At 54.1% G+C, this 26233-nt stretch carries 29 protein-coding genes and 1 other annotated feature; of the genes, 13 read left to right on the top strand and 16 right to left on the bottom strand.

Annotation, left to right across the window (positions count from 1 at the left end):
* Positions 1–427: 427 nt before the first annotated feature.
* The 3 genes from clpB to rluD all read right to left on the bottom strand — a co-directional run bounded on the left by clpB (position 428) and on the right by rluD (position 4839).
* A complete protein-coding gene (gene clpB, locus IM291_RS15340; protein ID WP_041908644.1) occupies positions 428–3001 on the bottom strand; it encodes an ATP-dependent chaperone ClpB in 2574 nt (857 codons plus the stop codon).
* A gap of 129 nt (positions 3002–3130) precedes the next feature.
* A complete protein-coding gene (yfiH, locus tag IM291_RS15335) occupies positions 3131–3862 on the bottom strand; it encodes a purine nucleoside phosphorylase YfiH (protein WP_048998842.1) in 732 nt (243 codons plus the stop codon).
* The gene (gene rluD, locus IM291_RS15330) at positions 3859–4839 is read right to left on the bottom strand and encodes a 23S rRNA pseudouridine(1911/1915/1917) synthase RluD (protein WP_028014116.1); all 981 of its coding nucleotides are present in this window, start codon (positions 4837–4839) and stop codon (positions 3859–3861) included. Before rluD ends, yfiH begins: the two co-directional genes overlap by 4 nt.
* A 131-nt stretch (positions 4840–4970) precedes the next feature.
* Between rluD and bamD the strand changes: the two genes are divergently transcribed.
* The 4 genes from bamD (at position 4971) to pheA (ending at position 7738) form a co-directional block, all read left to right on the top strand.
* Positions 4971–5708: an outer membrane protein assembly factor BamD gene (bamD, locus tag IM291_RS15325; RefSeq protein WP_063144127.1), complete on the top strand. Its 738-nt coding sequence runs from the start codon at positions 4971–4973 to the stop codon at positions 5706–5708.
* A 268-nt stretch (positions 5709–5976) separates the two neighbouring features.
* Positions 5977–6318 carry a ribosome-associated translation inhibitor RaiA gene (gene raiA / locus IM291_RS15320; protein ID WP_003863162.1) on the top strand — a complete coding sequence of 114 codons (342 nt, stop codon included), beginning with the start codon at positions 5977–5979 and terminating at the stop codon, positions 6316–6318.
* Between the two features lie 103 nt (positions 6319–6421).
* Positions 6422–6547: a sequence feature (Phe leader region), on the top strand.
* Complete coding sequence (gene pheL / locus IM291_RS15315; RefSeq protein ID WP_100249759.1) at positions 6423–6470, top strand: pheA operon leader peptide PheL; 48 nt, start codon at positions 6423–6425, stop codon at positions 6468–6470. (Overlaps the previous feature by 48 nt.)
* 30 nt (positions 6548–6577) lie before the next feature.
* Positions 6578–7738: a bifunctional chorismate mutase/prephenate dehydratase gene (gene pheA / locus IM291_RS15310; protein ID WP_028014117.1), complete on the top strand. Its 1161-nt coding sequence runs from the start codon at positions 6578–6580 to the stop codon at positions 7736–7738.
* Here the strand turns inward: pheA and IM291_RS15305 are convergent.
* Genes IM291_RS15305 through aroF form a run of 3 tightly spaced genes read right to left on the bottom strand, consistent with a single transcriptional unit; the run spans position 7735 to position 10870 of the window.
* Positions 7735–8607 (bottom strand): SMP-30/gluconolactonase/LRE family protein, encoded by an 873-nt coding sequence (locus tag IM291_RS15305; protein ID WP_192987231.1) that lies wholly within the window; start codon positions 8605–8607, stop codon positions 7735–7737. The two genes, pheA and IM291_RS15305, sit on opposite strands and share 4 nt — an antisense overlap.
* 60 nt (positions 8608–8667) lie before the next feature.
* Positions 8668–9789, bottom strand: coding sequence for a bifunctional chorismate mutase/prephenate dehydrogenase (gene tyrA, locus IM291_RS15300; RefSeq protein WP_028014119.1), 1122 nt, complete (start codon positions 9787–9789; stop codon positions 8668–8670).
* A 10-nt stretch (positions 9790–9799) separates the two neighbouring features.
* Positions 9800–10870 carry a 3-deoxy-7-phosphoheptulonate synthase AroF gene (gene aroF / locus IM291_RS15295; protein ID WP_041908638.1) on the bottom strand — a complete coding sequence of 357 codons (1071 nt, stop codon included), beginning with the start codon at positions 10868–10870 and terminating at the stop codon, positions 9800–9802.
* A gap of 213 nt (positions 10871–11083) precedes the next feature.
* Here aroF and IM291_RS15290 point away from each other — a divergent pair, with 213 nt between their 5' ends.
* The 4 genes from IM291_RS15290 to IM291_RS15275 all read left to right on the top strand — a co-directional run bounded on the left by IM291_RS15290 (position 11084) and on the right by IM291_RS15275 (position 13859).
* A complete protein-coding gene (locus tag IM291_RS15290) occupies positions 11084–11458 on the top strand; it encodes a DUF2799 domain-containing protein (protein ID WP_192987229.1) in 375 nt (124 codons plus the stop codon).
* A 228-nt stretch (positions 11459–11686) separates the two neighbouring features.
* Positions 11687–12148 (top strand): YfiR family protein, encoded by a 462-nt coding sequence (locus IM291_RS15285; protein WP_370528543.1) that lies wholly within the window; start codon positions 11687–11689, stop codon positions 12146–12148.
* Entirely contained in the window at positions 12141–13361 is a 1221-nt protein-coding gene (gene dgcN, locus IM291_RS15280) for a diguanylate cyclase DgcN (protein WP_192987227.1), read from the top strand. The genes IM291_RS15285 and dgcN overlap by 8 nt, the downstream gene beginning before the upstream one ends.
* A gap of 12 nt (positions 13362–13373) precedes the next feature.
* Positions 13374–13859, top strand: a complete 486-nt coding sequence (locus IM291_RS15275) for an OmpA family protein (protein WP_028014123.1) — start codon at positions 13374–13376, stop codon at positions 13857–13859.
* 2 nt (positions 13860–13861) lie between these two features.
* Here the strand turns inward: IM291_RS15275 and IM291_RS15270 are convergent, their stop codons facing one another.
* From IM291_RS15270 to ffh, 7 genes are all read right to left on the bottom strand, one after another.
* Entirely contained in the window at positions 13862–15232 is a 1371-nt protein-coding gene (locus IM291_RS15270; protein WP_192987225.1) for a PepSY domain-containing protein, read from the bottom strand.
* A 39-nt stretch (positions 15233–15271) separates the two neighbouring features.
* Positions 15272–15676 (bottom strand): DUF2946 domain-containing protein, encoded by a 405-nt coding sequence (locus IM291_RS15265; RefSeq protein ID WP_192987223.1) that lies wholly within the window; start codon positions 15674–15676, stop codon positions 15272–15274.
* Between the two features lie 132 nt (positions 15677–15808).
* Positions 15809–16156, bottom strand: a complete 348-nt coding sequence (gene rplS / locus IM291_RS15260; protein ID WP_002914145.1) for a 50S ribosomal protein L19 — start codon at positions 16154–16156, stop codon at positions 15809–15811.
* A 43-nt stretch (positions 16157–16199) separates the two neighbouring features.
* Positions 16200–16967, bottom strand: coding sequence for a tRNA (guanosine(37)-N1)-methyltransferase TrmD (trmD, locus tag IM291_RS15255; RefSeq protein ID WP_003863138.1), 768 nt, complete (start codon positions 16965–16967; stop codon positions 16200–16202).
* A gap of 31 nt (positions 16968–16998) precedes the next feature.
* Entirely contained in the window at positions 16999–17538 is a 540-nt protein-coding gene (gene rimM, locus IM291_RS15250; RefSeq protein ID WP_028014127.1) for a ribosome maturation factor RimM, read from the bottom strand.
* A 15-nt stretch (positions 17539–17553) separates the two neighbouring features.
* On the bottom strand, positions 17554–17802 hold the full coding sequence (gene rpsP / locus IM291_RS15245; RefSeq protein ID WP_022649067.1) for a 30S ribosomal protein S16: 249 nt from the start codon (positions 17800–17802) through the stop codon (positions 17554–17556).
* 116 nt (positions 17803–17918) lie between these two features.
* Positions 17919–19280 (bottom strand): signal recognition particle protein, encoded by a 1362-nt coding sequence (gene ffh, locus IM291_RS15240; RefSeq protein ID WP_003863132.1) that lies wholly within the window; start codon positions 19278–19280, stop codon positions 17919–17921.
* Positions 19281–19446: 166 nt separating this feature from the next.
* On the opposite strand from ffh, the gene IM291_RS15235 reads away from it, so the two are divergent.
* Together IM291_RS15235 and IM291_RS15230 are read left to right on the top strand one after the other, a co-directional pair.
* A complete protein-coding gene (locus IM291_RS15235) occupies positions 19447–20238 on the top strand; it encodes an inner membrane protein YpjD (protein WP_032645009.1) in 792 nt (263 codons plus the stop codon).
* 19 nt (positions 20239–20257) lie between these two features.
* Complete coding sequence (locus tag IM291_RS15230; RefSeq protein ID WP_032644905.1) at positions 20258–21544, top strand: HlyC/CorC family transporter; 1287 nt, start codon at positions 20258–20260, stop codon at positions 21542–21544.
* Positions 21545–21595: 51 nt separating this feature from the next.
* On the opposite strand, the gene grpE is transcribed toward IM291_RS15230, so the two are convergent.
* Positions 21596–22189 carry a nucleotide exchange factor GrpE gene (gene grpE / locus IM291_RS15225; RefSeq protein ID WP_032644906.1) on the bottom strand — a complete coding sequence of 198 codons (594 nt, stop codon included), beginning with the start codon at positions 22187–22189 and terminating at the stop codon, positions 21596–21598.
* A 122-nt stretch (positions 22190–22311) separates the two neighbouring features.
* Between grpE and nadK the strand changes: the two genes are divergently transcribed.
* The 3 genes from nadK (at position 22312) to bamE (ending at position 25414) form a co-directional block, all read left to right on the top strand.
* Positions 22312–23190 carry an NAD(+) kinase gene (gene nadK, locus IM291_RS15220; RefSeq protein WP_008502500.1) on the top strand — a complete coding sequence of 293 codons (879 nt, stop codon included), beginning with the start codon at positions 22312–22314 and terminating at the stop codon, positions 23188–23190.
* Between the two features lie 85 nt (positions 23191–23275).
* Entirely contained in the window at positions 23276–24937 is a 1662-nt protein-coding gene (gene recN / locus IM291_RS15215; RefSeq protein WP_059358044.1) for a DNA repair protein RecN, read from the top strand.
* 138 nt (positions 24938–25075) lie between these two features.
* A complete protein-coding gene (gene bamE / locus IM291_RS15210; RefSeq protein WP_028014132.1) occupies positions 25076–25414 on the top strand; it encodes an outer membrane protein assembly factor BamE in 339 nt (112 codons plus the stop codon).
* Positions 25415–25517: 103 nt separating this feature from the next.
* On the opposite strand, the gene IM291_RS15205 is transcribed toward bamE, so the two are convergent.
* The gene (locus tag IM291_RS15205; protein WP_192971723.1) at positions 25518–25805 is read right to left on the bottom strand and encodes an RnfH family protein; all 288 of its coding nucleotides are present in this window, start codon (positions 25803–25805) and stop codon (positions 25518–25520) included.
* A complete protein-coding gene (locus IM291_RS15200) occupies positions 25795–26232 on the bottom strand; it encodes a type II toxin-antitoxin system RatA family toxin (RefSeq protein ID WP_008502504.1) in 438 nt (145 codons plus the stop codon). Before IM291_RS15200 ends, IM291_RS15205 begins: the two co-directional genes overlap by 11 nt.
* Between the last annotated feature and the right edge of the window lies 1 nt (position 26233).

Genomic DNA, 26233 nt, shown 5'->3' with positions numbered 1-26233 from the left:
TAAGTTTGATGCTCGTGAATTAAACTTCGTAATGAATTACGCATGTTCACTCAGAGACTTGGTATTCATTTTTCGTCCGAGGACGTTAAGAATCCATGTCACTTTGAGTGCCCACACAGATTGTCTGATAAATTGTTAAAGAGCAGTGCCGCTTCGTTTTCGCTGCGGCGCGGGGTGTGCATATTACGCTTTTCCGCTTCAGAGTCAAGCGTTTATTTCGCTTTTCTCTGCTGACCCGGCGGCGTGTGTGCCGTTGTTCCGTGTCAGTGGAGGCGCATTATAGGGAGTAATTCCGAAGCTGCAAGGATAAAGTGAAAATTATTTACTGACTGCTCACTTTCCAGGCAAAACGCATCCCAGACCTCAATTTTCGCCTGGTTTTTAAACAAAAACGAGCCGCAAGCGGCTCGTTTTTGCGTTTTGTGACTTACTGCACTGCCACAATACGATCGTCGTTGGCTTCCAGACGGATAACTTTGCCCGGAATCAGTTCTCCGGAGAGGATCTGCTGCGCCAGCGGGTTTTCGATCTGCTGCTGAATAGCACGTTTCAGTGGACGCGCACCATAAACCGGATCGTAACCATTCTCGCTCAGCAGCTTCAGCGCATCGTCGGAGATGTGAATTTCATATCCACGCTCTTCCAGACGTTTGTACAGACGCTGCAGCTGGATCTGCGCAATCGACGCAATGTGTTTTTCACCCAGAGGGTGGAATACCACCACTTCGTCAATACGGTTAATGAACTCCGGACGGAAGTTATGGCTAACCACACCGAGCACCAGATCCTTCATATGGCTGTAGTCAAGTTCACCGAAACGTTCCTGAATCAAATCGGAACCCAGGTTCGAGGTCATGATGACGACCGTATTACGGAAATCGACCGTTCTCCCCTGCCCGTCCGTCAGACGACCATCATCCAGCACCTGAAGCAGGATGTTGAACACATCCGGATGCGCTTTTTCCACCTCATCCAGCAGGATGACGGAATAAGGACGCCGGCGCACCGCTTCGGTCAGGTAGCCGCCCTCTTCATAACCAACATATCCCGGAGGCGCACCGACCAGACGCGAGACGGAGTGTTTCTCCATGAACTCGGACATGTCGATACGCACCATCGCATCGTCGCTGTCGAACATAAAGTTTGCCAGCGCTTTACACAGTTCGGTTTTACCGACACCGGTCGGCCCCAGGAACAGGAACGAACCGATCGGGCGATTTGGATCGGAAAGCCCAGCACGGCTACGGCGAATAGCGTTGGAGACCGCTTCAACCGCCTCGTCCTGACCAATCACCCGCTGATGCAGATCCTGCTCCATACGCAGCAGCTTATCGCGTTCGCTTTCCATCATGCGCGCCACCGGAATACCGGTCCAGCGAGCGAGCACTTCGGCAATTTCGGCATCCGTCACTTTATTACGTAACAGACGCATGGTTTTGCCTTCAGACTGCGTGGCGATCTCAAGCTGTTTCTCCAGCTCAGGGATTTTGCCGTACTGCAGTTCAGACATACGTGCCAGGTCACCCACACGGCGAGCCTGCTCAATGGCAATTTTGGCCTGTTCGAGTTCCGCTTTAATGGTCTGCGTGCCAGAGAGGGAGGCTTTCTCGGCTTTCCACTCTTCTTCCAGCTCAGAATACTGGCGCTCTTTATCGTCCAGCTCTTCATTAAGCATATCCAGGCGTTTCTTACTGGCTTCATCGGACTCTTTTTTCAGCGCCTGTTGTTCCAGCTTGAGCTGAATGATGCGGCGGTCGAGTCGGTCCAGTTCTTCCGGCTTCGAGTCAATCTGCATACGAATGCTCGACGCCGCTTCATCGATCAGGTCGATTGCTTTATCAGGCAACTGACGATCGGCGATATACCGATGCGAAAGCGTCGCCGCCGCAACGATGGCCGGGTCAGTAATCTGTACATGGTGGTGCAGTTCATAACGCTCTTTCAGACCACGCAGGATCGCGATGGTATCTTCAACGCTTGGCTCAGCAACAAACACTTTCTGGAAGCGACGTTCCAGAGCGGCATCTTTCTCAATGTACTGACGATACTCATCAAGCGTAGTGGCACCGACACAGTGAAGTTCACCACGCGCCAGCGCAGGTTTCAGCATGTTCCCGGCATCCATCGCGCCGTCGGCCTTACCAGCCCCCACCATGGTGTGCAGTTCGTCGATAAACAGAATGACGTTGCCTTCCTGTTTCGCCAGGTCGTTAAGCACGCCTTTCAAACGCTCTTCAAACTCACCGCGGTATTTCGCACCGGCCACCAGCGCGCCCATATCCAGCGCCAGTACGCGGCGGCCTTTCAACCCTTCCGGCACTTCACCGTTTACGATACGCTGCGCAAGCCCTTCAACGATGGCGGTTTTACCGACCCCCGGCTCACCAATCAGTACCGGGTTGTTTTTGGTACGACGCTGCAGTACCTGAATCGTACGGCGGATCTCTTCGTCACGGCCGATAACCGGGTCAAGTTTGCCCTGCTCGGCACGTTCGGTCAGATCGACCGTAAATTTCTTCAAAGCCTGACGTTGGTCTTCGGCTCCCTGATCGTTCACGCTTTCACCTCCGCGCATTTTCTCAATCGCCTGAGTCACATTGGCGGTGGTTGCACCGGCAGATTTCAGCAGGTCGGTCAAGGTACCGCGTGATTCAAGCGCCGCCAGAACAAAGAGCTCCGACGAAATAAAGTTGTCCCCACGTTTTTGCGCCAGCTTGTCGCAAAGGTTCAGCACGCGCACCAGATCCTGCGACGGTTGAACGTCGCCGCCGGTACCTTCTACCTGCGGTAAACGGCTCAGCGCCTGATCGATAGCGGTGCGTAACTGGCCAGCATTAATGCCAGCAGACGTTAATAAAGGACGTACCGATCCCCCTTCCTGATTCAGCAAGGCGCTCATTAAATGAAGAGGTTCGATGAATTGGTTGTCGTGCCCCAGTGCAAGGGACTGGGCATCGGCGAGAGCAAGCTGGAATTTATTAGTAAGACGATCCAGACGCATAACTCCTCCCATAACAGGTCAAATTTGCTACTGGAGATTAAATGAGGTCATCCCTCAATTATTCAAGGTTAATGACCTGAATTATGTGAAAAGAAAACGGCACGTGCCGGATCGTCTTGATTCTTTAGGTTATATCAGCCAAATGAAACTTGCCATACGACCCGTCGTCTTGTCGCGGCGATAGGAGAAAAAATCACCCTTTTCGGTGAACGTACAGCGATCGCCGCCGAAGATCTGCGTTACGCCAATATTATTCAGACGCTGGCGGGCAAGCTGGTAAATATCCGCCAGATATTTTTCCCCGGCAGGCAGGAAGGCCTCATTGGCTTGCGGATCTTTTTCCACAAATGCTTCGCGAACCTCCGGCCCCACTTCAAAAGCACGAGGGCCAATCGCCGGACCTAGCCAGGCCATGATATTGGCGGGATCATCATTGAAGCAGGCGACGGTCTCTTCCAGCACGCCCTCGCATAAGCCACGCCAGCCCGCGTGCGCTGCTGCCACCTCCGTACCGGCACGGTTACAAAACAGAACCGGCAGACAATCGGCGGTCATTACGGCACAAACCGTGCCCGGCGTATTACTGTAAGAAGCATCGGCGCGTTTGGAAGCGTAAGGTTCTCCCGTCAGCTTCAGTACCGCTTTGCCGTGAACCTGCTCCAGCCAAACCGGCTTCGACGGCAGATTTCCCGCAGCAAACAGACGCGTGCGGTTCTCTTCAACGTGTTCCAGGCTGTCGCCGCAGTGTGCGCCGAGGTTTAAAGACTCCCACGCGCCCTGGCTCACGCCGCCAATACGGGTCGAACTACAGGCGGCCACGCCTGCAGGCAGCGGCCACTCCGGGACAATCAGTTTGGTCATAACCAGTCCACTTGATCCTTATGTTCTTCGAAATCGGCACGCATGGCATCAATGAGTTCCACCATATCCTGCGGGATAGGCGCATGCCATTCCATCTGGATACCACTGATCGGGTGATAAAGACGCAGCATGGTCGCGTGCAGCGCCTGACGATCGAATTTACGCAGTACGCTGATGAACTCATCCGACGCGCCTTTTGGCGGACGCGGACGACCACCGTACACCTGATCCCCCACCAGCGGATGGGTAATGTGCGCCATGTGAACGCGGATCTGGTGAGTACGACCGGTTTCCAGGCGCAGGCGCAGGCGGGTATGAATACGGAAGTGCTCCATAATGCGATAGTGCGTCACCGCGGGTTTACCCATCGGATGCACCGACATATGGGTACGTTTCGTCGGGTGACGGCTGATCGGCTCTTCTACCGTGCCGCCAGCGGTCATGTGTCCAATCGCCACCGCTTCATATTCGCGAGTAATCTCACGCAGTTGCAGCGACTCCACCAGACGGGTTTGAGCGGGAACGGTCTTCGCCACCACCATCAGGCCGGTGGTGTCTTTATCCAGACGGTGAACGATGCCTGCACGTGGGACATCCGCAATCGGCGGATAATAATGAAGAAGTGCGTTAAGTACCGTACCGTCTGGATTCCCCGCGCCCGGATGAACAACCAGGTCGCGCGGCTTGTTGATCACCAGAATGTCATCATCTTCATAGACGATGTCCAATGGGATATCCTGCGGCTCGAAGCGGATTTCCTCTTCGATTTCAGCATTGATGGCAACAGCTTCCCCACCAAACACTTTCTCTTTTGGTTTGTCCCAGATCTTGCCGTTTACCAGCACGCGCTGGTCAAGGATCCATTCTTTTATGCGTGAACGCGAATAATCAGGGAACAATTCGGCCAAAGCCTGATCTAAGCGTTGACCGAGCTGATTTTCGGAGACTGTTGCGGTGAGTTCTACTCGTTGTGCCATAAACTGCTTCTTTGTTTAACGTTGGGTTTTACGGCTTTGCCGTTTAATATAGTGTGCTATTGTAGCTGGTCTTAATCGGGAGCAGGAACAGAGTTTCTCCCGGACAAACATTTGAGGAAAGTCAAAACGTCATGACGCGCATGAAATATCTGGTGGCAGCGGCCACGTTGAGCCTGGCTTTGGTGGGCTGCTCCGGTTCGAATGAACAGGTCCCTGACAATCCGCCGAATGAAATCTATGCGACTGCACAACAAAAGTTGCAGGACGGTAACTGGAAACAGGCGATAACGCAACTGGAAGCGTTGGATAATCGCTATCCATTTGGTCCGTATTCGCAGCAGGTACAGTTAGATCTTATCTACGCCTACTACAAAAATGCCGATCTGCCGCTGGCTCAGGCAACTATCGATCGTTTCATCCGTCTGAACCCGACTCATCCTAACATCGACTACGTCATGTACATGCGCGGCCTGACCAACATGGCGCTGGACGACAGCGCCCTGCAGGGCTTCTTCGGCGTAGATCGCTCCGACCGTGACCCGCAGCATGCGCGCGACGCCTTCAATGACTTCTCCAAGCTGGTGCGCGGCTATCCGAACAGTCAGTACGTGACCGACGCGACCAAACGTCTGGTGTTCCTGAAAGATCGTCTGGCGAAATATGAGTACTCCGTTGCGGAATACTATACCCGCCGTGGCGCATGGGTTGCCGTGGTTAACCGCGTAGAAGGTATGCTGCGTGATTACCCGGATACTCAGGCAACGCGTGACGGCCTGAAGCTGATGGAAAATGCTTACCGTCAGATGCAGATGACCGCTCAGGCTGAAAAAGTGGCGAAAATCATCGCCGCGAACAGCAGCAACACGTGATAGCGTTTCAATGCAAAACGGCAGCCCGAAGGCTGCCGTTTCTTTATTCAATTCAGACATCCGCTGAAGCGCTTTAGCCTCAACACATCCCGTCAACTATGACCGTAATTCGTACCTTCCACAAGGTAAATCTCATCTCTTCCTGCCCTGCCTCACAAAAAAGATTCCCTGACAAAAACCGACAAAATAAAGTGATCTAAATCACACATTTTGACATTAGGTCGGGTATGCTGGAATCACCAAGACGGAAAGACAAGAGGTAAAATTTATGACAATGAACATTACCAGTAAACAAATGGAAATTACTCCGGCAATTCGCCAGCACGTCGCAGACCGTCTCGCCAAACTGGATAAATGGCAAACACATTTGATTAATCCACATATCATCCTGTCCAAGGAGCCCCAGGGTTTCATCGCTGACGCAACTATCAATACTCCAAACGGCCATCTGGTCGCCAGCGCAAAACATGAGGATATGTACACCGCAATCAACGATTTGATCAACAAGCTGGAACGGCAGCTCAATAAAGTGCAACACAAAGGTGAAGCCCGTCGCGCCGCAACGTCGGTGAAAGACGCCAGCTTCGCGGAAGAAGTTGAAGAAGAGTAATCCTTTAAATTGAGTGTACCGCCAACGCGCCTTCGGGCGCGTTTTTTATTGACAGGGTGAAAACAGTACGGGTACTTTAACGGTATCAATCACAGGATGACTTTATGAAACTTACGCCGTTCTTCTTCGCATTCTTTTTTACCTTCCCCTGAACGGGAGGCGTTTCGTCGTGTGATAAAGAATGCGAAGACGAACAACAAGGCCTCCCACACCGGGGGGCCTTTTTTATTGATAACGATAAAATGAGACAGGCAACACTATGACACCGGAAAACCCGTTACTGGATCTGCGAGTAAAAATCAGCGCGCTGGATGAAAAATTACTGGCGCTGCTGGCCGAACGTCGCGCCCTCGCCGTTGAAGTGGGCAAAGCTAAGCTGGACTCCCATCGTCCGGTCCGTGACATCGACCGCGAGCGGGATCTGCTGGAACGTCTCATCCAGCTCGGCAAAGCGCATCACCTCGATGCCCACTACATCACCCGGCTGTTCCAGCTCATCATCGAAGATTCCGTTCTGACCCAGCAAGCGCTACTCCAGCAGCATCTCAATAAAACCAACCCGCACTCGGCGCGCATCGCCTTCCTCGGGCCTAAAGGCTCCTACTCTCATCTGGCCGCACGCCAGTATGCCGCACGTCATTTTGAAGAGTTTATTGAGAGCGGCTGCGCAAAATTTGCCGATATTTTTAACCAGGTTGAGACCGGCCAGGCGGATTACGCCGTGGTGCCGATTGAAAACACCAGTTCCGGTGCCATCAACGACGTCTACGATCTACTGCAGCATACCAGCCTGTCGCTGGTCGGCGAGCTGACGATCCCTATCGATCACTGCGTGCTGGTCTCCGGTTCAACGGACCTGAACACGATCGAAACGGTCTACAGCCATCCGCAGCCTTTCCAGCAGTGTAGCCAGTTCCTGAACCGCTATCCGAACTGGAAAATTGAGTACACCGAAAGCACCTCGGCGGCAATGGAAAAAGTAGCGCAAGCCAACTCCCCAACCGTTGCTGCGCTCGGCAGCGAAGCGGGCGGCGCGCTGTATGGCTTACAGGTTCTGGAACGCAATCTTGCTAACCAGACGCAAAACATTACCCGCTTCGTGGTGCTGGCCCGCAAGGCAATCAACGTGTCAGACCAGGTGCCGGCGAAAACCACGCTGCTGATGGCGACCGGCCAGCAGGCGGGCGCGCTGGTAGAAGCCCTGCTGGTGCTGCGCAACCACAATTTGATCATGACCAGGCTGGAATCACGCCCAATCCACGGTAATCCATGGGAAGAGATGTTTTACCTCGATATCCAGGCCAACCTGGAATCTGCATCCATGCAGAAAGCCCTGCGCGAACTGGGTGAAATTACCCGTTCAATGAAAGTGCTGGGCTGCTATCCGAGCGAAAACGTCGTCCCGGTCGATCCAAGCTAGCATTCGATAAAACGGCTTTTCTTCATCCCTGCCACATTAACCGGCAGGGTGAAGACGGCTCCGGAAAGCGGATACTTCGCCACCTCCTCCGCATCCATATTTTCCCGCGTGGTGGTAATGAACAGCGTTTTCATATCATCGCCGCCAAAGCAGACCATCGTCGGGCAACGCACCGGCATGCGGTATTCTTCCAGTTGCTCCCCTTGTGGAGAAAAACGCGCGATACGCCAGCCGTCAAACAGCGCGCTCCAGTAGCAGCCTTCCACATCCATCGCCGCACCGTCCGGTATCCCCTCGCCCTCATTAAACTGACGAAACACCTCACGCCTGCCGGGTTCACCCTGTTCATCAACTGGCGTACGGTAAATTACGCCGTTTGGCGTATCAGAGGTAAACATCCACTGCTTATCCGGGCTAAACGCCAGGCCGTTGTGCCCGTGGATATCGCACTGGATCACCTTCGGCGTCAGGTCGTTGTCGATGCGCATCAGCAGGGCGCCGTTGTAATCTCCCGGCCCCCAGAACGTGCCCGCGTAGAAGCGACCCTGGTGGTCGGTGCCCCCATCGTTAAAACGCGCCAGCTGCGGGTTAGAGGGGTTATCACACACCTTGCGGCGCAGCAATCCGTGTTTATCGGTCAGCCAGATGCCCGTGCGCATCGCAACGATAAAACCACCCTGCTCGCGCAGCGCGAAACAGCCCACCTCTTCATGGAAGGAAAGCACGGTATGTTCCGCCGTCGGCAGGTGGTAGCGGTGGATCTCCCCTTCCAGAATATCCGCCCAGTAAAGCGCATTTTCTTCTGCGCTCCACGTCGGGCATTCGGGCAGATGCCCGGTGTAGTTCAACAGCAGCTGCGGTTCAGCCATGACAGTTCCCCAAAATGAAAAAAGCCAGCAATGCTGGCTTTCAGTATATACATCATTGGATTACTGGCGACTGTCATTTGCCTGGCGCAACAGCGTGCGGCTTTCACTCTGGAAACGCGTGGCGTAATCGCCGAACCAGTGCTCCACTTTGCGGAAGCTGTCGATAAACGCCTGCTTGTCTCCGTGCTCCAGCAGCGTAATGGCTTCGCCAAAGCGCTGATAGTAGCGCTTGATCAGCGCCAGATTATTTTCAGACGACATGATGATGTCGGCGTAAAGCTGGGGATCCTGCGCAAACAGACGCCCGACCATCGCCAGCTCAAGACGATAGATGGGTGAAGAGAGCGCCAGCAGCTGTTCAAGCTGCACGTTCTCTTCAGCCAGATGCAGGCCGTAGGCAAAGGTCGCAAAGTGGCGCAGCGCCTGAATGAACGCCATGTTCTGATCGTGCTCGACCGCGCTGATGCGGTGCAGCCTCGCGCCCCAGACCTGAATCTGTTCCAGGAACCATTGATAGGCTTCCGGCTGACGGCCGTCGCAGTAAACCACCACCTGCTTTGCCAGGCTGCCGCTGTCCGGGCCAAACATCGGGTGCAGCCCGAGCACCGGGCCCGTATGCGCAGCCAGCATCGCCTGCAGAGGACCGTTTTTAACGGAAGCCAGATCCACCAGAATGCAGTCTTTTGGTAAAGGAGGAAGCTTCCCGATGATCTGCTCCGTCACGTGGATCGGCACGCTGACGATAACCATTCCGGCATCTTTCATCAGTTCTGGTGCTTGTGCCCAGTCCTCTTTTTCCAGAATGCGCACCTGATAGCCAGAAAGCGTCAGCATTTTCTCGAACAGACGCCCCATCTGCCCTGCTCCGCCAACAATCACCACCGGACGCAGGGACGGACAGAGGGTTTTAAAGCCCTTGTCGTTTTCGCTGGAATAGGATTCCCGCATCACGCGACGCAGAACATCTTCAATCAAATCCGGCGAAACGCCCAGCGCCTGCGCCTCTTTACGACGGGAGGCCAGCATTGAGGCTTCGCGCTCCGGGACGTAAATCGGCAGGCCGTATTTGCTTTTCACCTCACCGACTTCGGCAACAAGCGCCATACGGCGCGCCAGCAGGTCCAGCAGCGCCTTATCCACTTCATCAATTTGATCGCGCAGTGCGGTCAATTCAGCAACCATAACTACCCTCTTAAGCCAGACGCGTCGCCAGCTGGCCGCTTAAATCTTTATGGATCTCACGCAGCAGCGCATCAGTGGTTTCCCAGCTGATGCAGGCATCCGTCACGGAGACGCCGTGCTTCATCGCGCTGCGCGGCTGTTCTGATGACTGATTACCTTCATGAATGTTGCTCTCAATCATCAGGCCGATAATCGAACGGTTTCCGTCTTTGATCTGTGCGACCACGGATTCCGCAACCGCTGGCTGGCGACGGTAATCTTTATTCGAATTACCATGACTGCAATCTACCATCAGTGCCGGACGCAGTCCCGCCTGTTCCATCTCTTTTTCACACTGCGCCACGTCCGCCGGGCTGTAGTTTGGCGCTTTACCGCCGCGCAGGATCACATGACCGTCCGGGTTGCCCTGCGTTTGCAGCAGGCACACCTGGCCAGCCTGGTTGATCCCAACAAAGCGGTGCGGCATGGCGGCGGCGCGCATGGCGTTGATCGCCGTCGCCAGGCTGCCATCGGTACCGTTTTTAAAGCCAACCGGCATCGACAGCCCAGACGCCATCTCACGGTGGGTTTGCGATTCAGTCGTACGCGCACCAATTGCGGACCAGCTAAACAGATCGCCAAGGTATTGCGGGCTGTTTGGATCCAGCGCTTCGGTTGCCAGCGGCAGCCCCATGCTGACCAGTTCCACCAGCAGGCGACGCGCAATCTTCAGGCCTGCTTCCACATCAAACGAGCCATCCATGTGCGGATCGTTGATCAATCCTTTCCAGCCAACCGTCGTGCGTGGCTTTTCAAAATAGACGCGCATCACCAGATAGAGGCTATCGCTGACCTCCTCCGCTAATGCTTTAAATCGACGCGCATACTCAATGGCGGTTTCAGGATCGTGAATAGAGCAAGGACCACACACCACCAGCAGGCGCGGATCGCGGCCAGCAATAATGTCAGAAATGGTCTGGCGAGAGTGCTCGATCTGAGCCTCCTGCGCGGCGCTCAGCGGAAACTCCGCTTTCAATTGATCCGGGGTAATCAAAACCTGTTCGTCAGTGATATGTACGTTGTTCAGCGCGTCTTTTTGCATGATAGCGATCCTGTAAAGCTCGTTTGCGATAGTTGTTTTCCTCAGTGAGGTGAAACCACGATACCATAAAAAGTAAACATTTCAATCCAAAATTCGTACATATTAGTTTACAGTCGCACAATAAAGGCAAAAATCAGCCGCTAAAATCGTAAACTTTAAATTACACTCTAAATTTCTCCCGCCAGGCTATGCTGAAGAAAAAGGAGAAGGGTTATGCGATCGATTGCTTTCGTCCTGCTGTCGCTGTTTTTATCGGGCTGCCAGATTAATCCTTACACTTTCCAGCCCAACTGGACGAGCCCGGACTGGTTCAGCGTGGGTAAAGAAGACGCCATAAATGGCCTGCCGGTTAAAGATAACCAGACCCTGGCCGATAGTTTTAACGACCCCCACGTCGATCGTAATGAATATCTTCGCGGCTATGCTGATGGTCAGAAGAAAGTGTGTGAAGAAGGCTTTATTCATGCATGGGGATTAGCGGGCAAATCTTATCCAGCCAGTTGTGATACTGTTGAAAATGCAGCGAAACTGCATGCGTCATGGCAAAAAGGTATGGATGAAAGTATGCGTTCCAGCAGGCTTAATTAAGTCTGCTTTTATTCTTTAGAAAATAAACAACTGTAGGATTTAGCTTAGGTCAGCCATGGGCTATTTCTGACATAATGACGGTTCTGATAAACAATGGTATTCTGCCCGCAACTCTTAAGGACATCTATTTCCGGAGCGGTACGGCGGATTCTGGTGAGAAATTTATACTTGAACTCTTTGTTCCGACTCACTCTGGTGCTAATGCTGTTCCTTATGGTGGGCCCGGCGATGGCAGGCGCGCTCTCGGAGACAGATAAATCGGTACGTTCTATTGTCTCAGGCATAGTGAGTTATACGCGATGGCCGTCGCTTTCCGGTCAGCCTAAACTCTGCATCTATGCCACTTCTCACTATACGCACGCGCTCAGCGAAAACCAGGGGCATAACGAGTTACCTTATACCCCCGTTATTGTACGTAACGATCGGGAAGCCCTGGCCGCGACATGCGATGCTGTTTATTTCGGGACTGAACCACCTGCGAAACAACTTGAATTAATAAGTCAATATCAGGGTAGAGCATTGCTATTAATCTCAGAGCAAAATCCGGAATGTGTTATTGGCAGCGCCTTTTGCCTGATAATCGATCGTGGCCAGGTGCGATTTTCCGTCAATCTGGATGCGTTGACACGCAGTGGCGTCAGGGTTAACCCGGATGTATTGATGCTTGCACGGAATAAGCAGCATGGATAAAGATTTCATCTCGACGCAGCGTCCGACCTTTAAAAAAACGCTGAGGCGAAACAGCATGATAAGCGTCATCATCACAATGACGTTAATATGGCTGTTGCTCTGTTTTGCCTCGGTCGTAACATTAAAACAATACGCGCAAAAAAATCTCGAATTAACCGGCGCCACAATGAGCCACAGCCTTGAAGCCTCTCTGGTTTTCAACGATTCACTGGCGGCCAACGAAACGCTCGCTGCGCTGGGTAAGCAGGGGCAGTTTGCCGTAGCAGAAGTCATCAACGGGCATAAAAAGCGCTTTGCCTACTGGTCCTGGAACCCGAAGGATAATAACGACACGCTGGGGGCGCTGGTCAGCCGCTGGCTTTTCCCCGTTCCGGTTGCGCAGCCCATCCTGCACAACGGCGCGAAGATAGGTGAAATACGTCTTACCGCGCGTGACAGCCTTATCAGCCATTTCATCTGGATGTCGTTTGCCGTCCTCACCGGCTGTATTCTTTTTGCAACCGTCGTCGCGCTCACCATTACCCAGTCTCTGCACCGCGGCATGGTCACGGCGCTGCAAAATATCACCGACGTTGTGCATGACGTCCGCACCAATCGCAACTTTTCCCGTCGGGTGAAAGATGGGCGCATTGAAGAATTCCATCAGTTTGGAGAAGACTTCAACAGCCTGCTGGACGAGATGGAGGAGTGGCAGCTTAAGCTCCAGGCGAAAAACGCTCAACTGCTTCGTACCGCCATGCACGACCCGCTCACCGGTCTTGCTAACCGCGCTGCGTTTCGTAACAGTATTGCGGCATTAATGAATGACCCCTCGGCAAAAACAAACTCGGCCCTGCTCTTCCTCGACGGTGATAATTTTAAGTTCATTAACGACACCTGGGGACACGCGGCAGGAGACTGCGTGCTGATTGAAGTCGCCAGCAGGATGGTGGAATTTGGCGATAAACGCCATCAGTCCTACCGCCTTGGCGGTGACGAATTTGCCATGGTGCTGTACGGGGTGCATTCTGAACCAGAGGTTCAACACATTTGTGCTGCGCTAGCGCAGCAGTTTATCCGTCCGTTTGATCTGCATAACGGACAAAAAGCATCGATGTCACTCAGCATTGGCTTTGCTCTGGCGTGGGAAAATGCTTCCGTGGAAGCATTACTGGAGAGGGCTGACCGCAACATGTACAAGGTTAAAAACCAGCGTACGAAAACAATAAGTTAGAAAGGATACACTATGTTAAAACGTTACTTCGCGCCGTTAGTTATGGCCTCACTGGTTCTGGCAGGCTGCCAGTCGCCGCCCCAGGGCAAATTTACTCCTGAGCAAATCGCGGCGATGAAGTCATACGGTTTTAACGAACTGAACGGCGACTGGTCGCTTGGTATGTCGGACACCATCCTCTTTGATAAGAATGACGCCAGACTGCGCCCGGAAAGTGAAACACAGATCCAGTCTATGGCCTCTCGTCTGGCGAAAACTGGCCTGAATCACGCGCGAATGGACGGTCATACGGATAATTACGGTGAAGCAAGCTACAACGAAGCCCTGTCGTTAAAACGCGCCAATGCCGTGGCCGACGCGTGGGCGAAGGGCGCGAATATCCCGCGCAGCAATCTCACCACCCGGGGATTAGGCCAAAAATATCCGATTGCGAGCAACAGCACTGCACAAGGGCGCGCTGAAAACCGCCGGGTGTCAGTGGTTATCAGCGCGCCATAGGATTATTTAGCGGATGATTCGGTGAGCGACACGCCTGTTGCCGCTCGCCAGCGCAGCCAGTCAATCAGAACAAACAGCGCCAGACTCACGCCCATCACCGGCAAAGCCAGCCCCAGCAGTGCGCTGATGACCACAGTAACACCTCTTCCCCACCCTGACAGCGCCAGCCAGCTCTGAGTAAGCGTCTGCACCGGACTCATTGCCGACTGTGCCGGACGACGCATCCACCACATCCGGTATCCCCAGATGATAAGCACGCACAGGGCAAGGCCGAAAGCAACGAGCAGCAGCTGATTCACCAGCCCGAATAAGATCCCCATATGGAAATCCACACCCCAGCGGGTCAGCTTTGCCATGAGCGGGAAGTCCTCGAATCGGGTTCTGTCGAGGATCTGCATCGTACCGGGATCAACCGCAACGGCGTCCACCTGAGTCGGCCAGCTGCGGTCGATTTCCGTCACTGTCCATGCGCGATCCATTGTTTTCGCCGGGCGGATCTCCAGCCTGTTGGCATCAATCCCCGCTTTACGCGCCGCGCTTAACACACCGTCAAACCGAGTCAGATCCATCGCCATTTCCGTCATCATCATTCCGCCGTGATGGCCACGGTGTTCGGCGTGCTCATCCACGCTCTCCGGCACGCCGGATAGCATCGTATTCACCTGCGGGGTTAGCCAGTTCAACTCAGCGCGCAGCTTATCAACATTCCCCCCCGCCCACTGGGACCAGGTCAGGCCGGTTGCAGAGAAGAGCAGCATGCCCCCCAGTAATATCCAGCCGAGCGTCACATGCACCCGACGGCGGTTCTGGAAGCGATTGTTAATCCGGCGTTTTGGTCGGGTATAAAACCACAGGGCAATCCCTCCCAGTGCGGCCACCCACATCCAGGAAGCGGCCAGTTCGCTATAGAGCCGCCCGATATCGCCCAGCATCAGAGAGGTATGCAGATAATCAATGGTCTGACGCAGCGGTAAAATCCCGCTGGTGCCGTACACCGTCATATCCCCCAGCACCGTGAGGCTTACCGGATCGATAAAGATCGCCCGGTTTTCCGAAGGCCCCAGCGTCGGGTCAGCAAACATCACGCGGGTGGTTTCACCTTCAACCAGCCCCGGGCGAACGGCGTGCAAACGCAAATCTGAGCCAACGGCCTTTTCCGCCGTGGCGATTTGTTCCGCCAGCGGCTTCGGCTCGCCCACGGAATCCGTATGGAGCGCGTGCCGGTAGAGCGCATTCTCGAGCTGCGGGGTCGCCACGTACAGCGTACCGGTCAGCGCGGCGAAGAAGATAAACGGGCCGACAAATAGCCCGACGTAGAAATGGAGGCGACGCAGCAGGTTTCCCCATGCCGCGCGCGGAGTGCAGGTAGTCATACTTTTCCTTTTTAAGGCAAAAAGTTATCGATTGAGTTTTTAAAGGAAAAAAGCAGACTGCCGCGGCGGCGCGCGGGTATCAGGGTAAAGCCAGGGGAAAAAGTGCCAGTGGCTGACCGCCTGACGCGGCGGCTTCACGCGAAGCCTTTGCAGCACGATACTAAGCAGCACAATCAGCGCGAGCATCACGCCCGGCACGTGGGCTAACAGCACGCAGTAGCCGCACGCCTCCGCATGGTCAACCGGCATCGTGTGCGGCATATCGCCGTGATGCTCGTCCATCGACATCATGCTCATGTCATGATGCATACCCGGCATGGCGCTCATGGGGTCTTTCTGCAACGAGACGGAGATAAGGGGTGCCACCACGATCAGCAGGATCGCAAACAGCGCGGTCAATGCCGCTGCGCGTTTCCGGTTAGGCTGATGCAGTACGTTATCCACGTCCCCTCCATTCAAGAGGCAAGCATTGTAAATGATTTATGACGAAAGGGTTAACGCGAGAGGTGCGATGGGATAAAAAAAGGGCCAGCCTTTCGGCCAGCCCTTTCTAACAGGATGTCGCTTAAGCGAATCTTAGTTCAGACGCTCTTTAATACGAGCAGACTTACCAGTACGCTCACGCAGGTAGTACAGTTTAGCTTTACGTACAGCACCACGACGTTTAACAGCAATGCTGTCAACTACCGGAGAGTGAGTCTGGAAGACACGCTCAACGCCTTCGCCGTTGGAAATTTTACGAACAGTGAATGCAGAGTGCAGACCGCGGTTACGAATAGCGATAACCACGCCCTCGAATGCCTGCAGACGTTTTTTGGAACCTTCAACAACCCATACTTTCACTTCCACGGTGTCACCTGGACGGAAGGAAGGTACGTCCTGCTTCATCTGCTCTTGTTCAAGTTGCTTAATAATGTTGCTCATAATTTAATCTCTTATCCTGGGTAAACTGATATTCGGGAGCGTATTACGCCTTCCCATCATGTTCATGCTGCTGGTGCGCGTGTTCAGTTTTGAACTCGGCCAGCAACTTTGCTTGCTCTTCAGTCAGAGCCAGGTTTTCCAGAAGTTCAGGTCTTCTAAGCCAGGTTCGGCCCAGCGACTGCTTCAAACGCCAGCGACGTATCTCGGCATGGTTTCCAGACAGTAACACTGCCGGTACTTCCATCCCTTCTAACACTTCAGGACGAGTATAGTGTGGACAGTCCAGCAATCCATCGGCAAAGGAATCTTCCGTTGCCGAAGCTTCATGGCCCAGTACCCCCGGAATAAACCGGGCGACGGAGTCAATCAGCGTCATTGCCGGTAACTCACCACCGCTGAGAACGTAATCGCCGATAGACCATTCTTCGTCAATCTCGGTTTGAATTACGCGCTCATCTATCCCTTCGTAACGACCACAGACCAGAATCAGCTTTTGATTCGTCGCCAGTTCGCTCACGCCCGCTTGATCAAGCTTGCGTCCCTGAGGTGACAGATAAATCACCTTTGCGCCTTCACCTGCCGCGGCTTTTGCTGTGTGAATGGCGTCCCGTAAGGGTTGCACCATCATTAACATCCCCGGTCCGCCGCCGTAAGGACGATCGTCCACGGTACGGTGCCGGTCATGAGTAAAGTCACGCGGACTCCAGCTCTGGATGCTCAGCAGGCCATTCTTTACTGCCCGGCCAGTTACCCCGTAATCGGTAATCGCGCGGAACATTTCAGGAAACAGGCTAATTATGCCAATCCACATAGCGCCGTCTTTTACCGTTTATCCGGAGAATTTAAAAACCAGGATCCCAATCTACTTCAATGGTTTGAGTAGCGAGATCGACTTTCTTGATAACCTGTCCATCGAGGAACGGGACCAGCCGCTCCTTGATGCCAAATGCATCTTTCAGGTTTGCCTTAATGACGAGAACGTCATTTGACCCGGTTTCCATCATATCGATGACTTTCCCCAGGCTGTAACCTTCAGTGGTGACTACCTGGCAGCCCATAAGGTCTTTCCAGTAGTAGTCGCCCTCTTCCAGCTGTGGCAACTGCGACGAATCCACGACAATTTCACAATTAGTCAGCGCATTCGCGGCATCACGATCGTCAATGCCTTTCAGCTTGATGATGATGTCCTGATTGTGGTGACGCCAGCTTTCCAGCTCGACCTCTTCCCACTTACCGGCTTTCTGGATGAACCAGGGCTGGTAATCAAAAATGCTATCAGCGTCTTCAGTGGAGGAAAACACTCTGAGCCAACCACGGATACCGTAGCAAGAACCCATTTTTCCCAATACGATCGGTTCAACAGGTGCTTTATTGCTCATCATGACCACCGTGACAGATTAAGCTGCTTTGTTTGCTGCTTTGATCAGCGTAGCAACGCGATCGGAAACAGTAGCGCCCTGGCCAACCCAGTGAGCGATACGATCCAGATCCAGACGGGTTTCTTCTTCTGCGCCAGAGGCCAGTGGGTTGAAGAAACCAACGCGCTCAATGAAGCGACCGTTGCGTGCATTACGGCTGTCAGTCACAACAACCTGGTAGAACGGACGCTTTTTAGCGCCGTGACGTGCTAAACGAATAGTTACCATAACATCCTCTTGTGTGAATAAAACAACCGGGCCCCATCGAGGAACGGAGCCCGGGTGTCATATTAAAAGCCCGAAAATTTTACTCATTTTCGGGCAAAAAGCAATCTCAAAAGCGATTAACGCCCTGGAAAACCGGGAGGCATCATGCCTTTCATGCCGCGCATCATCTTCGCCATGCCGCCTTTCTTCATTTTCTTCATCATGCGCTGCATGTCGTCGAACTGTTTCAGAAGGCGGTTAACGTCCTGCACCTGCATGCCGCAACCGGCAGCGATACGGCGCTTACGGGAACCTTTGATGATTTCTGGCTTGGCTCGTTCTTTCAGCGTCATGGAGTTAATGATCGCCTCCATACGCACCAGCACTTTGTCATCCATCTGGGATTTAACGTTGTCAGGGATCTGGCCCATGCCCGGCAGTTTGCCCATCAGGCTTGCCATGCCGCCCATGTTTTTCATCTGACGCAGCTGCTCAAGGAAGTCGGTCAGATCGAAACCGTCACCTTTTTTCAGCTTGCTGGCGAGCTTTTCAGCCTGCGCGCGGTCGACCTTGCTCTCGATATCTTCGATCAGCGACAGCACGTCGCCCATGCCGAGGATACGGGAGGCGATACGGTCCGGGTGGAACGGCTCCAGCGCTTCGGTTTTCTCGCCCACGCCGAGGAACTTGATCGGCTTACCGGTGATGTGGCGAATCGAAAGGGCCGCACCACCGCGGGCGTCGCCGTCGACTTTGGTCAGCACCACGCCGGTTAACGGCAGCGCTTCGTTAAACGCTTTCGCGGTATTTGCCGCATCCTGACCGGTCATGGCGTCAACGACAAACAGGGTCTCTACCGGGTTGATAGAAGCGTGCACCTGCTTGATTTCGTCCATCATCGCTTCGTCAACGTGCAGACGACCGGCGGTATCCACCAGCAGCACGTCGTAGAATTTCAGCTTCGCTTCTTTCAGCGCGGCGTTAACGATGTCGACAGGCTTCTGGGCAACGTCGGACGGGAAGAAGTCCACGCCGACCTGCTCGGCCAGCGTTTCCAGCTGCTTGATCGCCGCCGGGCGATAGACGTCCGCAGAGACCACCAGCACTTTCTTCTTGTGCTTTTCGCGCAGGAATTTACCCAGCTTACCGACGCTGGTGGTTTTACCCGCACCCTGCAGGCCCGCCATCAGCACCACTGCCGGAGGCTGAGCCGCCAGGTTAAGCACCTGGTTCTCTTCGCCCATCGCCGAAACCAGTTCGTTACGAACGATTTTGACGAACTCCTGACCCGGAGTCAGGCTCTTGTTAACTTCATGACCAACCGCCTTCTCTTTTACGCGGTTGATAAAATCACGAACAACCGGCAACGCCACGTCTGCTTCCAGCAGCGCCATGCGCACTTCGCGCAGCGTTTCCTTGATGTTCTCTTCAGTAAGGCGTCCGCGGCCGCTGATGTTGCGCAGCGTGCGCGACAAACGATCGGTTAAATTATCAAACATTGTCTCTCGCCTGAGTAGAAACGTTGGGCCGCATTGAGCGACACATACACAGAATTTTGCCGGAGTATAACATGAAGGCGCCTTTGTTGTTATGCAACGGTTGGAGCAGGCGTCACGTAACGTTATACTGCTTCTCTTTCTTATTAAGACAACTGTCGATGCCTATATGCCTGTTTTCGCACTGATCGCCCTTGTTGCCTACTCTGTCAGCCTCGCGCTGATTATTCCCGGACTGCTGCAAAAAAACAGCGGCTGGCGGCGCATGGCTATTCTTTCGGCGGTCATCGCACTGATAAGCCACGCGTTTGCGCTGGAATCACGCATTATTCCCGGCGACGGCAGCGTGCAAAACCTGAGCGTCCTCAACGTCGGCTCGCTGGTCAGCCTGATGATCTGTACGGTAATGACCATCGTCGCGTCTAAAAATCGCGGCTGGCTGCTGCTGCCGATTGTCTATACCTTCGCGCTGATCAATCTGGCTTTAGCCACCTTTATGCCCAATGAATTCATTACGCATCTGGAGGCGACACCGGGGATGCTGGTGCACATCGGCCTGTCACTGTTCGCCTATGCGACGCTGATCATCGCCGCGCTTTACGCCATGCAGCTCGCCTGGATTGATTACCAGTTGAAAAACAAAAAGCTGGCGTTCAACCATGAAATGCCGCCGCTGATGGTCATTGAGCGTAAGATGTTCCACATCACCCAGATAGGCGTGGTGCTGCTGACGCTCACGCTCTGCACCGGCCTGTTTTATATGAAGAACCTGTTCAGCGTGGAGAATATCGATAAAGCAGTGCTCTCCATCATCGCGTGGTTTGTCTATATTGTCCTGTTGTGGGGCCATTATCATGAAGGCTGGCGCGGTCGTCGCGTCGTCTGGTTCAACGTCGCGGGTGCGGGCATTCTCACCCTTGCCTATTTTGGCAGCCGCTTCATACAGCAATTTGCTGGCTAAGTTATAAAAGGAGTTCCCCCTGGAACACATCTCTACCACCACGCTGATCGTTATCCTGATCGTCATGGTGGTCATCTCCGCCTATTTCTCCGGCTCGGAAACCGGCATGATGACCTTAAACCGTTACCGGTTGCGTCATCGTGCTAAACAGGGTAACCGTGCCGCCCGCCGCGTTGAAAAACTGCTCCGCAAGCCGGATCGGCTGATAAGCCTGGTGCTTATCGGCAACAACCTTGTCAATATTCTGGCCTCAGCCCTCGGCACCATCGTTGGGATGCGCCTGTACGGCAACGCCGGGGTCGCGATTGCCACCGGCGTGCTGACGTTTGTGGTGCTGGTGTTTGCCGAAGTATTGCCAAAAACCATCGCCGCGCTTTACCCGGAAAAGGTGGCCTACCCGAGCAGCTTCCTGCTGGCGCCGCTGCAGATCCTGATGATGCCGCTGGTCTGGCTGCTGAACATGGTCACGCGCGTTTTAATGCGGATGGTGGGGATCAAAGCCGACGTCACTATCAGCAGCGCGCTCAGCAAAGAAGAGCTGCGCACCATCGTGAACGAATCCCGCTCGCAGATCTCCCGGCGCAATCAGGATATGCTCCTGTCGGTGCTGGATCTGGAAAAAGTGAGCGTGAACGACATCATGGTGCCGCGCAACGAAATCGTCGGTATCGACATCAACGACGACTGGAAAGCCATTGTCCGCCAGCTGACGCACTCCCCGCATGGGCGCATCGTGCTCTATCGCGACTCGCTGGATGACGCCATCAGCATGCTGCGCGTGCGCGAAGCCTACCGTCTGATGACCGAGAAAAAAGAGTTCACCAAAGAGGTGATGCTGCGCGCCGCGGACGAGATTTACTACGTGCCGGAAGGTACGCCGCTCAGCACGCAGCTGGTTAAATTCCAGCGCAACAAGAAAAAAGTCGGCCTGGTGGTCAACGAGTACGGCGATATTCAAGGCCTGGTGACGGTCGAAGATATTCTGGAAGAGATTGTCGGAGACTTTACCACGTCGATGTCCCCTTCCCTCGCGGAGGAAGTGACTCCGCAGAACGACGGTTCGGTGCTGATTGACGGTAGCGCGAACATCCGTGAACTCAACAAAGCCTTTAACTGGCATTTGCCGGAAGATGAAGCTCGTACCATGAACGGGATGATTCTGGAAGCGCTGGAAGAGATCCCAGCAGCGGGCACGCGGGTGCGCATTGAGCAGTACGATATTGATATCCTGGACGTGCAGGACAATATGATTAAGCAGGTGAAGGTGCTGCCCGTTACGCCACTTCGGGAAAGTATTGCCGAATAAAACGTAGGCCGGGTAAGGCGAATGCCGCCACCCGGCACTACAGATAGCAAATTACGCTTTCGCTTTCGCCACGGTCACCATCGCCGCGCGGATGGTACGGCCGTTCAGGGTGTAACCTTTCTGCATCACGCCCAGCACTTTACCGGCTTCAATCTCTTCAGATTCCACCATCGCAATGGCCTGGTGAACGTTTGGATCCAGCGGCACATCGGTATCCGCAATCACTTCCACGCCAAACTTACGCACCACGTCGAGCATGGATTTCAGCGTCAGTTCGATACCTTCGATCATCGCCGCGTTATCCGGATTCGCTTTGTCAGCCACTTCCAGCGCGCGGTCGAGGCTATCGATCACCGGCAGCAGTTCGTTGACGAATTTCTCCAGCGCAAATTTATGCGCCTTCTCAACGTCCTGCTCGGTGCGACGACGCAGGTTTTCCATTTCCGCCTTGATGCGCAGAACGGTGTCGCGTTCGCGATTCTGTGCTTCTACCAGTTGGGCTTCCAGATTCGCAATTTTTTCATCGCGCGGGTCCACCTGCTCAGCAGATGCGTCTGGCTCTACAGCCTCAACTTCATCGTGCTGTTCCGTGATAATTTCTTCAGGGGCTTGCCCCTCAGGCGTTTTCTGTTCTTTACTACTCATGAATTTCTCCGCGTTTTTCTGCATTCATCTCGCTAACTTCGCTTATTATGGGGATCAGTTTCCTGGATTCAAGGGAACAAGAGAGATTGTCATCATTCATCAGGCACAAGGACCTCCAGAAAATGAATAATCATTTCAGGTGTATTGGGATCGTCGGGCATCCGCGTCACCCTACCGCATTGACGACACATGAAATGTTGTATCGCTGGTTGTGTAGCAAAGGCTATGAAGTGATGGTCGAGCAGCAAATTGCGCAGGAACTGCAGCTGAAGAGCGTCAAAACCGGCACGCTGGCGGAGATTGGCCAACAGGCCGATCTCGCCGTGGTGGTGGGCGGCGATGGCAACATGCTCGGCGCGGCACGCACGCTGGCGCGTTATGACATCAAGGTCATCGGTATCAACCGCGGCAATCTCGGCTTTTTAACCGACCTCGACCCGGACAACGCGCAGCAACAGCTGGCCGACGTGCTGGAAGGTCATTATATCAGCGAAAAACGCTTTTTACTGGAAGCGCAGGTGTGCCAGCAGGACTGCCAGAAGCGCATCAGCACCGCCATCAACGAAGTGGTCCTTCACCCCGGTAAAGTGGCGCACATGATTGAGTTTGAAGTCTATATCGACGAAATCTTTGCCTTCTCCCAGCGTTCTGACGGGCTGATTATCTCCACCCCGACCGGCTCAACCGCCTACTCGCTTTCTGCGGGCGGCCCGATCCTGACGCCCTCTCTGGATGCTATTACGCTAGTGCCGATGTTCCCGCACACGCTCTCCGCGCGCCCGCTGGTGATTAACGGCGACAGCACGATACGTCTGCGCTTCTCGCACCGCCGTAACGACCTGGAGATCAGCTGCGACAGCCAGATCGCGCTGCCAATCCAGGAAGGTGAAGATGTTCTTATTCGCCGGTGTGATTACCACCTGAACTTGATTCACCCGAAAGATTACAGCTATTTCAACACATTAAGCTCGAAGCTTGGCTGGTCAAAAAAATTGTTCTGATTTTGCATCCAGTACTTTACTGTATAAAAAACCAGTTTATACTGTATGTAAACACAGTTATGGTTTTTCATACAGGAAAACATTTATGCTGGCACAACTGACCATCAGCAACTTTGCCATTGTTCGTGAGCTTGAGATCGATTTCCACAGCGGCATGACGGCGATCACCGGCGAAACCGGTGCGGGTAAATCCATTGCCATTGATGCCCTCGGCTTGTGCCTTGGCGGCCGTGCAGAAGGCGACATGGTGCGCATGGGCGCAAACCGTGCCGATCTTTGCGCACGTTTCTCCCTGAAAGATACCCCTGCAGCCCTGCGCTGGCTGGAACAAAATCAGCTCGAAGATGGACGTGAGTGTTTACTTCGCCGCGTGATCAGCAGCGACGGGCGCTCCCGAGGCTTTATCAACGGCACGGCAGTCCCGCTCTCCCAGCTCCGCGAACTCGGCCAGCTGCTTATCCAGATCCACGGTCAGCATGCGCATCAGCAACTCGTCAAACCAGAACAGCAGAAAGCCCTGCTTGATGGCTATGCGGGTGAGTACGCGCTTACTCAACTTATGGCGGAGCACTACCGCCAGTGGCATCAGAGCTGCCGCGAGCTCGCCCAGCACCAGCAGCAAAGCCAGGAGCGCGCCGCGCGTGCGGAGCTGCTGGCGTACCAGCTTAAAGAGCTGAACGAATTCAACCCGCAGGCGGGTGAGTTTGAACAAATTGACGAAGAGTACAAGCGCCTCGCCAACAGCGGCCACCTGCTCTCAACCAGCCAGAATGCCCTCAACATGCTGGCAGATGGCGAAGACGTTAACCTGCAGAGCCAGCTGTACAATGTCCGTCAACTGGTCACCGAACTGGCCGGCATGGACAGTAAGCTTTCTGGCGTACTGGATATGCTGGAAGAGGCCGCGATTCAAATCTCAGAAGCCAGTGACGAACTGCGTCATTATTGTGAACGGCTGGACCTCGACCCGAACCGCCTGTTTGAGCTGGAGCAGCGCCTTTCTCGTCAGATTTCACTGGCGCGCAAGCACCATGTCACGCCGGAAGAACTACCAGGCTATTATCAGTCTCTGCTCGAAGAACAGCAGCAGCTTGACGATCAGGCGGATTCGCAGGAAACCCTCTCTCTGGCCGTGAACCTGCATCATCAGCAGGCGCTGACCACGGCGAAAAAACTGCATGAGATCCGTCAACATTACGCTCAGGAGCTAAGCCAGCACATCACCGACAGCATGCACACGCTGGCGATGCCGCACGGTATATTCACCATTGATGTCCGTTTTGAAGAGAACCACCTGACGGCAGAAGGGGCGGATCGCATCGAGTTCCGCGTCACCACCAACCCGGGGCAGCCGCTGCAGGCAATCTCCAAAGTGGCATCCGGCGGTGAACTGTCGCGTATTGCGCTGGCGATTCAGGTGATTACCGCACGTAAAATGGAAACCCCGGCGCTGATTTTCGATGAAGTGGATGTCGGCATCAGCGGCCCAACGGCGGCAGTGGTGGGTAAACTGCTGCGCCAGCTAGGTGAATCAACGCAGGTGATGTGTGTCACCCACCTGCCGCAGGTCGCGGGCTGTGGTCATCATCACTTTATTGTCAGTAAAGAAACCGACGGCGAAATGACCGAAACGCACATGAAGCCGCTGGATAAACGCGCGCGTCTGCAGGAGCTGGCACGACTGCTCGGCGGCAGTGAAGTCACGCGTAACACGCTCGCGAACGCGAAAGAACTGCTGGCGGCATAAACTTTTTCGGGATCTCAGGGTCATACAGAACAACAAAAACGCCGCCAGACCGGTTTCAAAGTGGGGCAAGGTCTATTATCATCGGCATATTACATATGAGCCGCGTTCTGCTCGGGCCCGAAAAGGAATCAAATCACTATGCGTTGTAAAATGCTGACCGCTGCCGCAGCGGTTCTTCTGATGTTGACCGCAGGCTGTTCCACTCTGGAGAAAGTGGTTTACCGTCCTGACATCAACCAGGGGAACTACCTTACCCCTAACGATGTGTCCAAAATCCGCGTGGGGATGACACAACAGCAGGTCGCTTATGCACTGGGAACCCCGATGATGACCGATCCGTTCGGCACTAACACTTGGTTCTATGTATTCCGTCAGCAGCCAGGCCACGAAAGCGTGACCCAGCAGACCCTGACGCTGACCTTCAGCAGCGCCGGTGTGTTGACCAACATCGACAACAAGCCTGCGCTGACCAAATAATCAGGCGTCAGAAAAGCAAAAAGGTGCTCATTGAGCACCTTTTTTGTTTTGTGTTGATCCCCTCGCCGCTTTAGGGAGAGGAACAGGGTGAGGGGAAGAAGCGCTACTTACCCGCCTTCTCCGCACGCTGACGACGCAGCTCTTTCGGATCGGCAATCAGCGGACGATAAATCTCGACCCGGTCGCCCTCCCTCAGCACATCGCCCAGCTTCACCGGACGGCTGTAAATCCCGATCTTATTCTTCGCCAGGTCGATATCGCTGCGAAGCTCAAGGATGCCGGACGCGCGGATAGCCGCCTCAACGGTGGCACCCTCTTCCAGCATTACGCGCTGTAAGTACTGCTTCTCCGGCAGCGCGTAGACCACCTCTACAGCAATCTTATGCGACACTGTAAACCTCTTTGGCGCGGGTGGTAAACGCCTGAACCATATTTGACGCCAGCTCTTTAAAGATGCGGCCAAACGCCAGCTCAATTAGCTTATTGGTGAACTCAAAGTCCAGATGGAACTCAATGCGGCAGGCGTCAGCGCTCAGTGGCGTAAACTTCCAGCCACCCATCAAGGTTTTAAATGGACCATCCACCAGATGCATCAAAATACTCTGATTGTTAGTCAGCGTATTGCGGGTGGTGAACGTCTTGCTGATCCCCGCTTTGGAGACATCCACCGCCGCTGTCATCTGCGTCGGGCCAGACTCCAGAACGCGGCTCCCGGTACATCCAGGGATAAACTCTGGATAAGACTGAACATCGTTCACTAACTGATACATTTGTTCCGCGCTGTAAGGAACGAGCGCAGTACGGCTAATCTGAGGCATA

This window comes from Enterobacter cloacae complex sp. P27C, assembly GCF_014895705.1.
In the GTDB taxonomy this organism is placed as follows: domain Bacteria; phylum Pseudomonadota; class Gammaproteobacteria; order Enterobacterales; family Enterobacteriaceae; genus Enterobacter; species Enterobacter bugandensis.
The sequence above is the reverse complement of the archived record's forward strand: the minus strand, read 5'-3'. Positions and strand labels throughout refer to the sequence as shown.

Excerpts from the sequence above, each read along its gene's own strand:
- clpB (WP_041908644.1), bottom strand. The coding sequence starts at position 3,001 with ATGCGTCTGGATCGTCTTACTAATAAATTCCAGCTTGCTCTCGCCGAT.
- yfiH (WP_048998842.1), bottom strand. The coding sequence starts at position 3,862 with ATGACCAAACTGATTGTCCCGGAGTGGCCGCTGCCTGCAGGCGTGGCC.
- rluD (WP_028014116.1), bottom strand. The coding sequence starts at position 4,839 with ATGGCACAACGAGTAGAACTCACCGCAACAGTCTCCGAAAATCAGCTC.
- bamD (WP_063144127.1), top strand. The coding sequence starts at position 4,971 with ATGACGCGCATGAAATATCTGGTGGCAGCGGCCACGTTGAGCCTGGCT.
- raiA (WP_003863162.1), top strand. The coding sequence starts at position 5,977 with ATGACAATGAACATTACCAGTAAACAAATGGAAATTACTCCGGCAATT.
- pheA (WP_028014117.1), top strand. The coding sequence starts at position 6,578 with ATGACACCGGAAAACCCGTTACTGGATCTGCGAGTAAAAATCAGCGCG.
- IM291_RS15305 (WP_192987231.1), bottom strand. The coding sequence starts at position 8,607 with ATGGCTGAACCGCAGCTGCTGTTGAACTACACCGGGCATCTGCCCGAA.
- tyrA (WP_028014119.1), bottom strand. The coding sequence starts at position 9,789 with ATGGTTGCTGAATTGACCGCACTGCGCGATCAAATTGATGAAGTGGAT.
- aroF (WP_041908638.1), bottom strand. The coding sequence starts at position 10,870 with ATGCAAAAAGACGCGCTGAACAACGTACATATCACTGACGAACAGGTT.
- IM291_RS15290 (WP_192987229.1), top strand. The coding sequence starts at position 11,084 with ATGCGATCGATTGCTTTCGTCCTGCTGTCGCTGTTTTTATCGGGCTGC.
- IM291_RS15285 (WP_370528543.1), top strand. The coding sequence starts at position 11,687 with ATGGCAGGCGCGCTCTCGGAGACAGATAAATCGGTACGTTCTATTGTC.
- dgcN (WP_192987227.1), top strand. The coding sequence starts at position 12,141 with ATGGATAAAGATTTCATCTCGACGCAGCGTCCGACCTTTAAAAAAACG.
- IM291_RS15275 (WP_028014123.1), top strand. The coding sequence starts at position 13,374 with ATGTTAAAACGTTACTTCGCGCCGTTAGTTATGGCCTCACTGGTTCTG.
- IM291_RS15270 (WP_192987225.1), bottom strand. The coding sequence starts at position 15,232 with ATGACTACCTGCACTCCGCGCGCGGCATGGGGAAACCTGCTGCGTCGC.
- rplS (WP_002914145.1), bottom strand. The coding sequence starts at position 16,156 with ATGAGCAACATTATTAAGCAACTTGAACAAGAGCAGATGAAGCAGGAC.
- trmD (WP_003863138.1), bottom strand. The coding sequence starts at position 16,967 with ATGTGGATTGGCATAATTAGCCTGTTTCCTGAAATGTTCCGCGCGATT.
- rimM (WP_028014127.1), bottom strand. The coding sequence starts at position 17,538 with ATGATGAGCAATAAAGCACCTGTTGAACCGATCGTATTGGGAAAAATG.
- rpsP (WP_022649067.1), bottom strand. The coding sequence starts at position 17,802 with ATGGTAACTATTCGTTTAGCACGTCACGGCGCTAAAAAGCGTCCGTTC.
- ffh (WP_003863132.1), bottom strand. The coding sequence starts at position 19,280 with ATGTTTGATAATTTAACCGATCGTTTGTCGCGCACGCTGCGCAACATC.
- IM291_RS15235 (WP_032645009.1), top strand. The coding sequence starts at position 19,447 with ATGCCTGTTTTCGCACTGATCGCCCTTGTTGCCTACTCTGTCAGCCTC.
- grpE (WP_032644906.1), bottom strand. The coding sequence starts at position 22,189 with ATGAGTAGTAAAGAACAGAAAACGCCTGAGGGGCAAGCCCCTGAAGAA.
- nadK (WP_008502500.1), top strand. The coding sequence starts at position 22,312 with ATGAATAATCATTTCAGGTGTATTGGGATCGTCGGGCATCCGCGTCAC.
- recN (WP_059358044.1), top strand. The coding sequence starts at position 23,276 with ATGCTGGCACAACTGACCATCAGCAACTTTGCCATTGTTCGTGAGCTT.
- bamE (WP_028014132.1), top strand. The coding sequence starts at position 25,076 with ATGCGTTGTAAAATGCTGACCGCTGCCGCAGCGGTTCTTCTGATGTTG.
- IM291_RS15200 (WP_008502504.1), bottom strand. The coding sequence starts at position 26,232 with ATGCCTCAGATTAGCCGTACTGCGCTCGTTCCTTACAGCGCGGAACAA.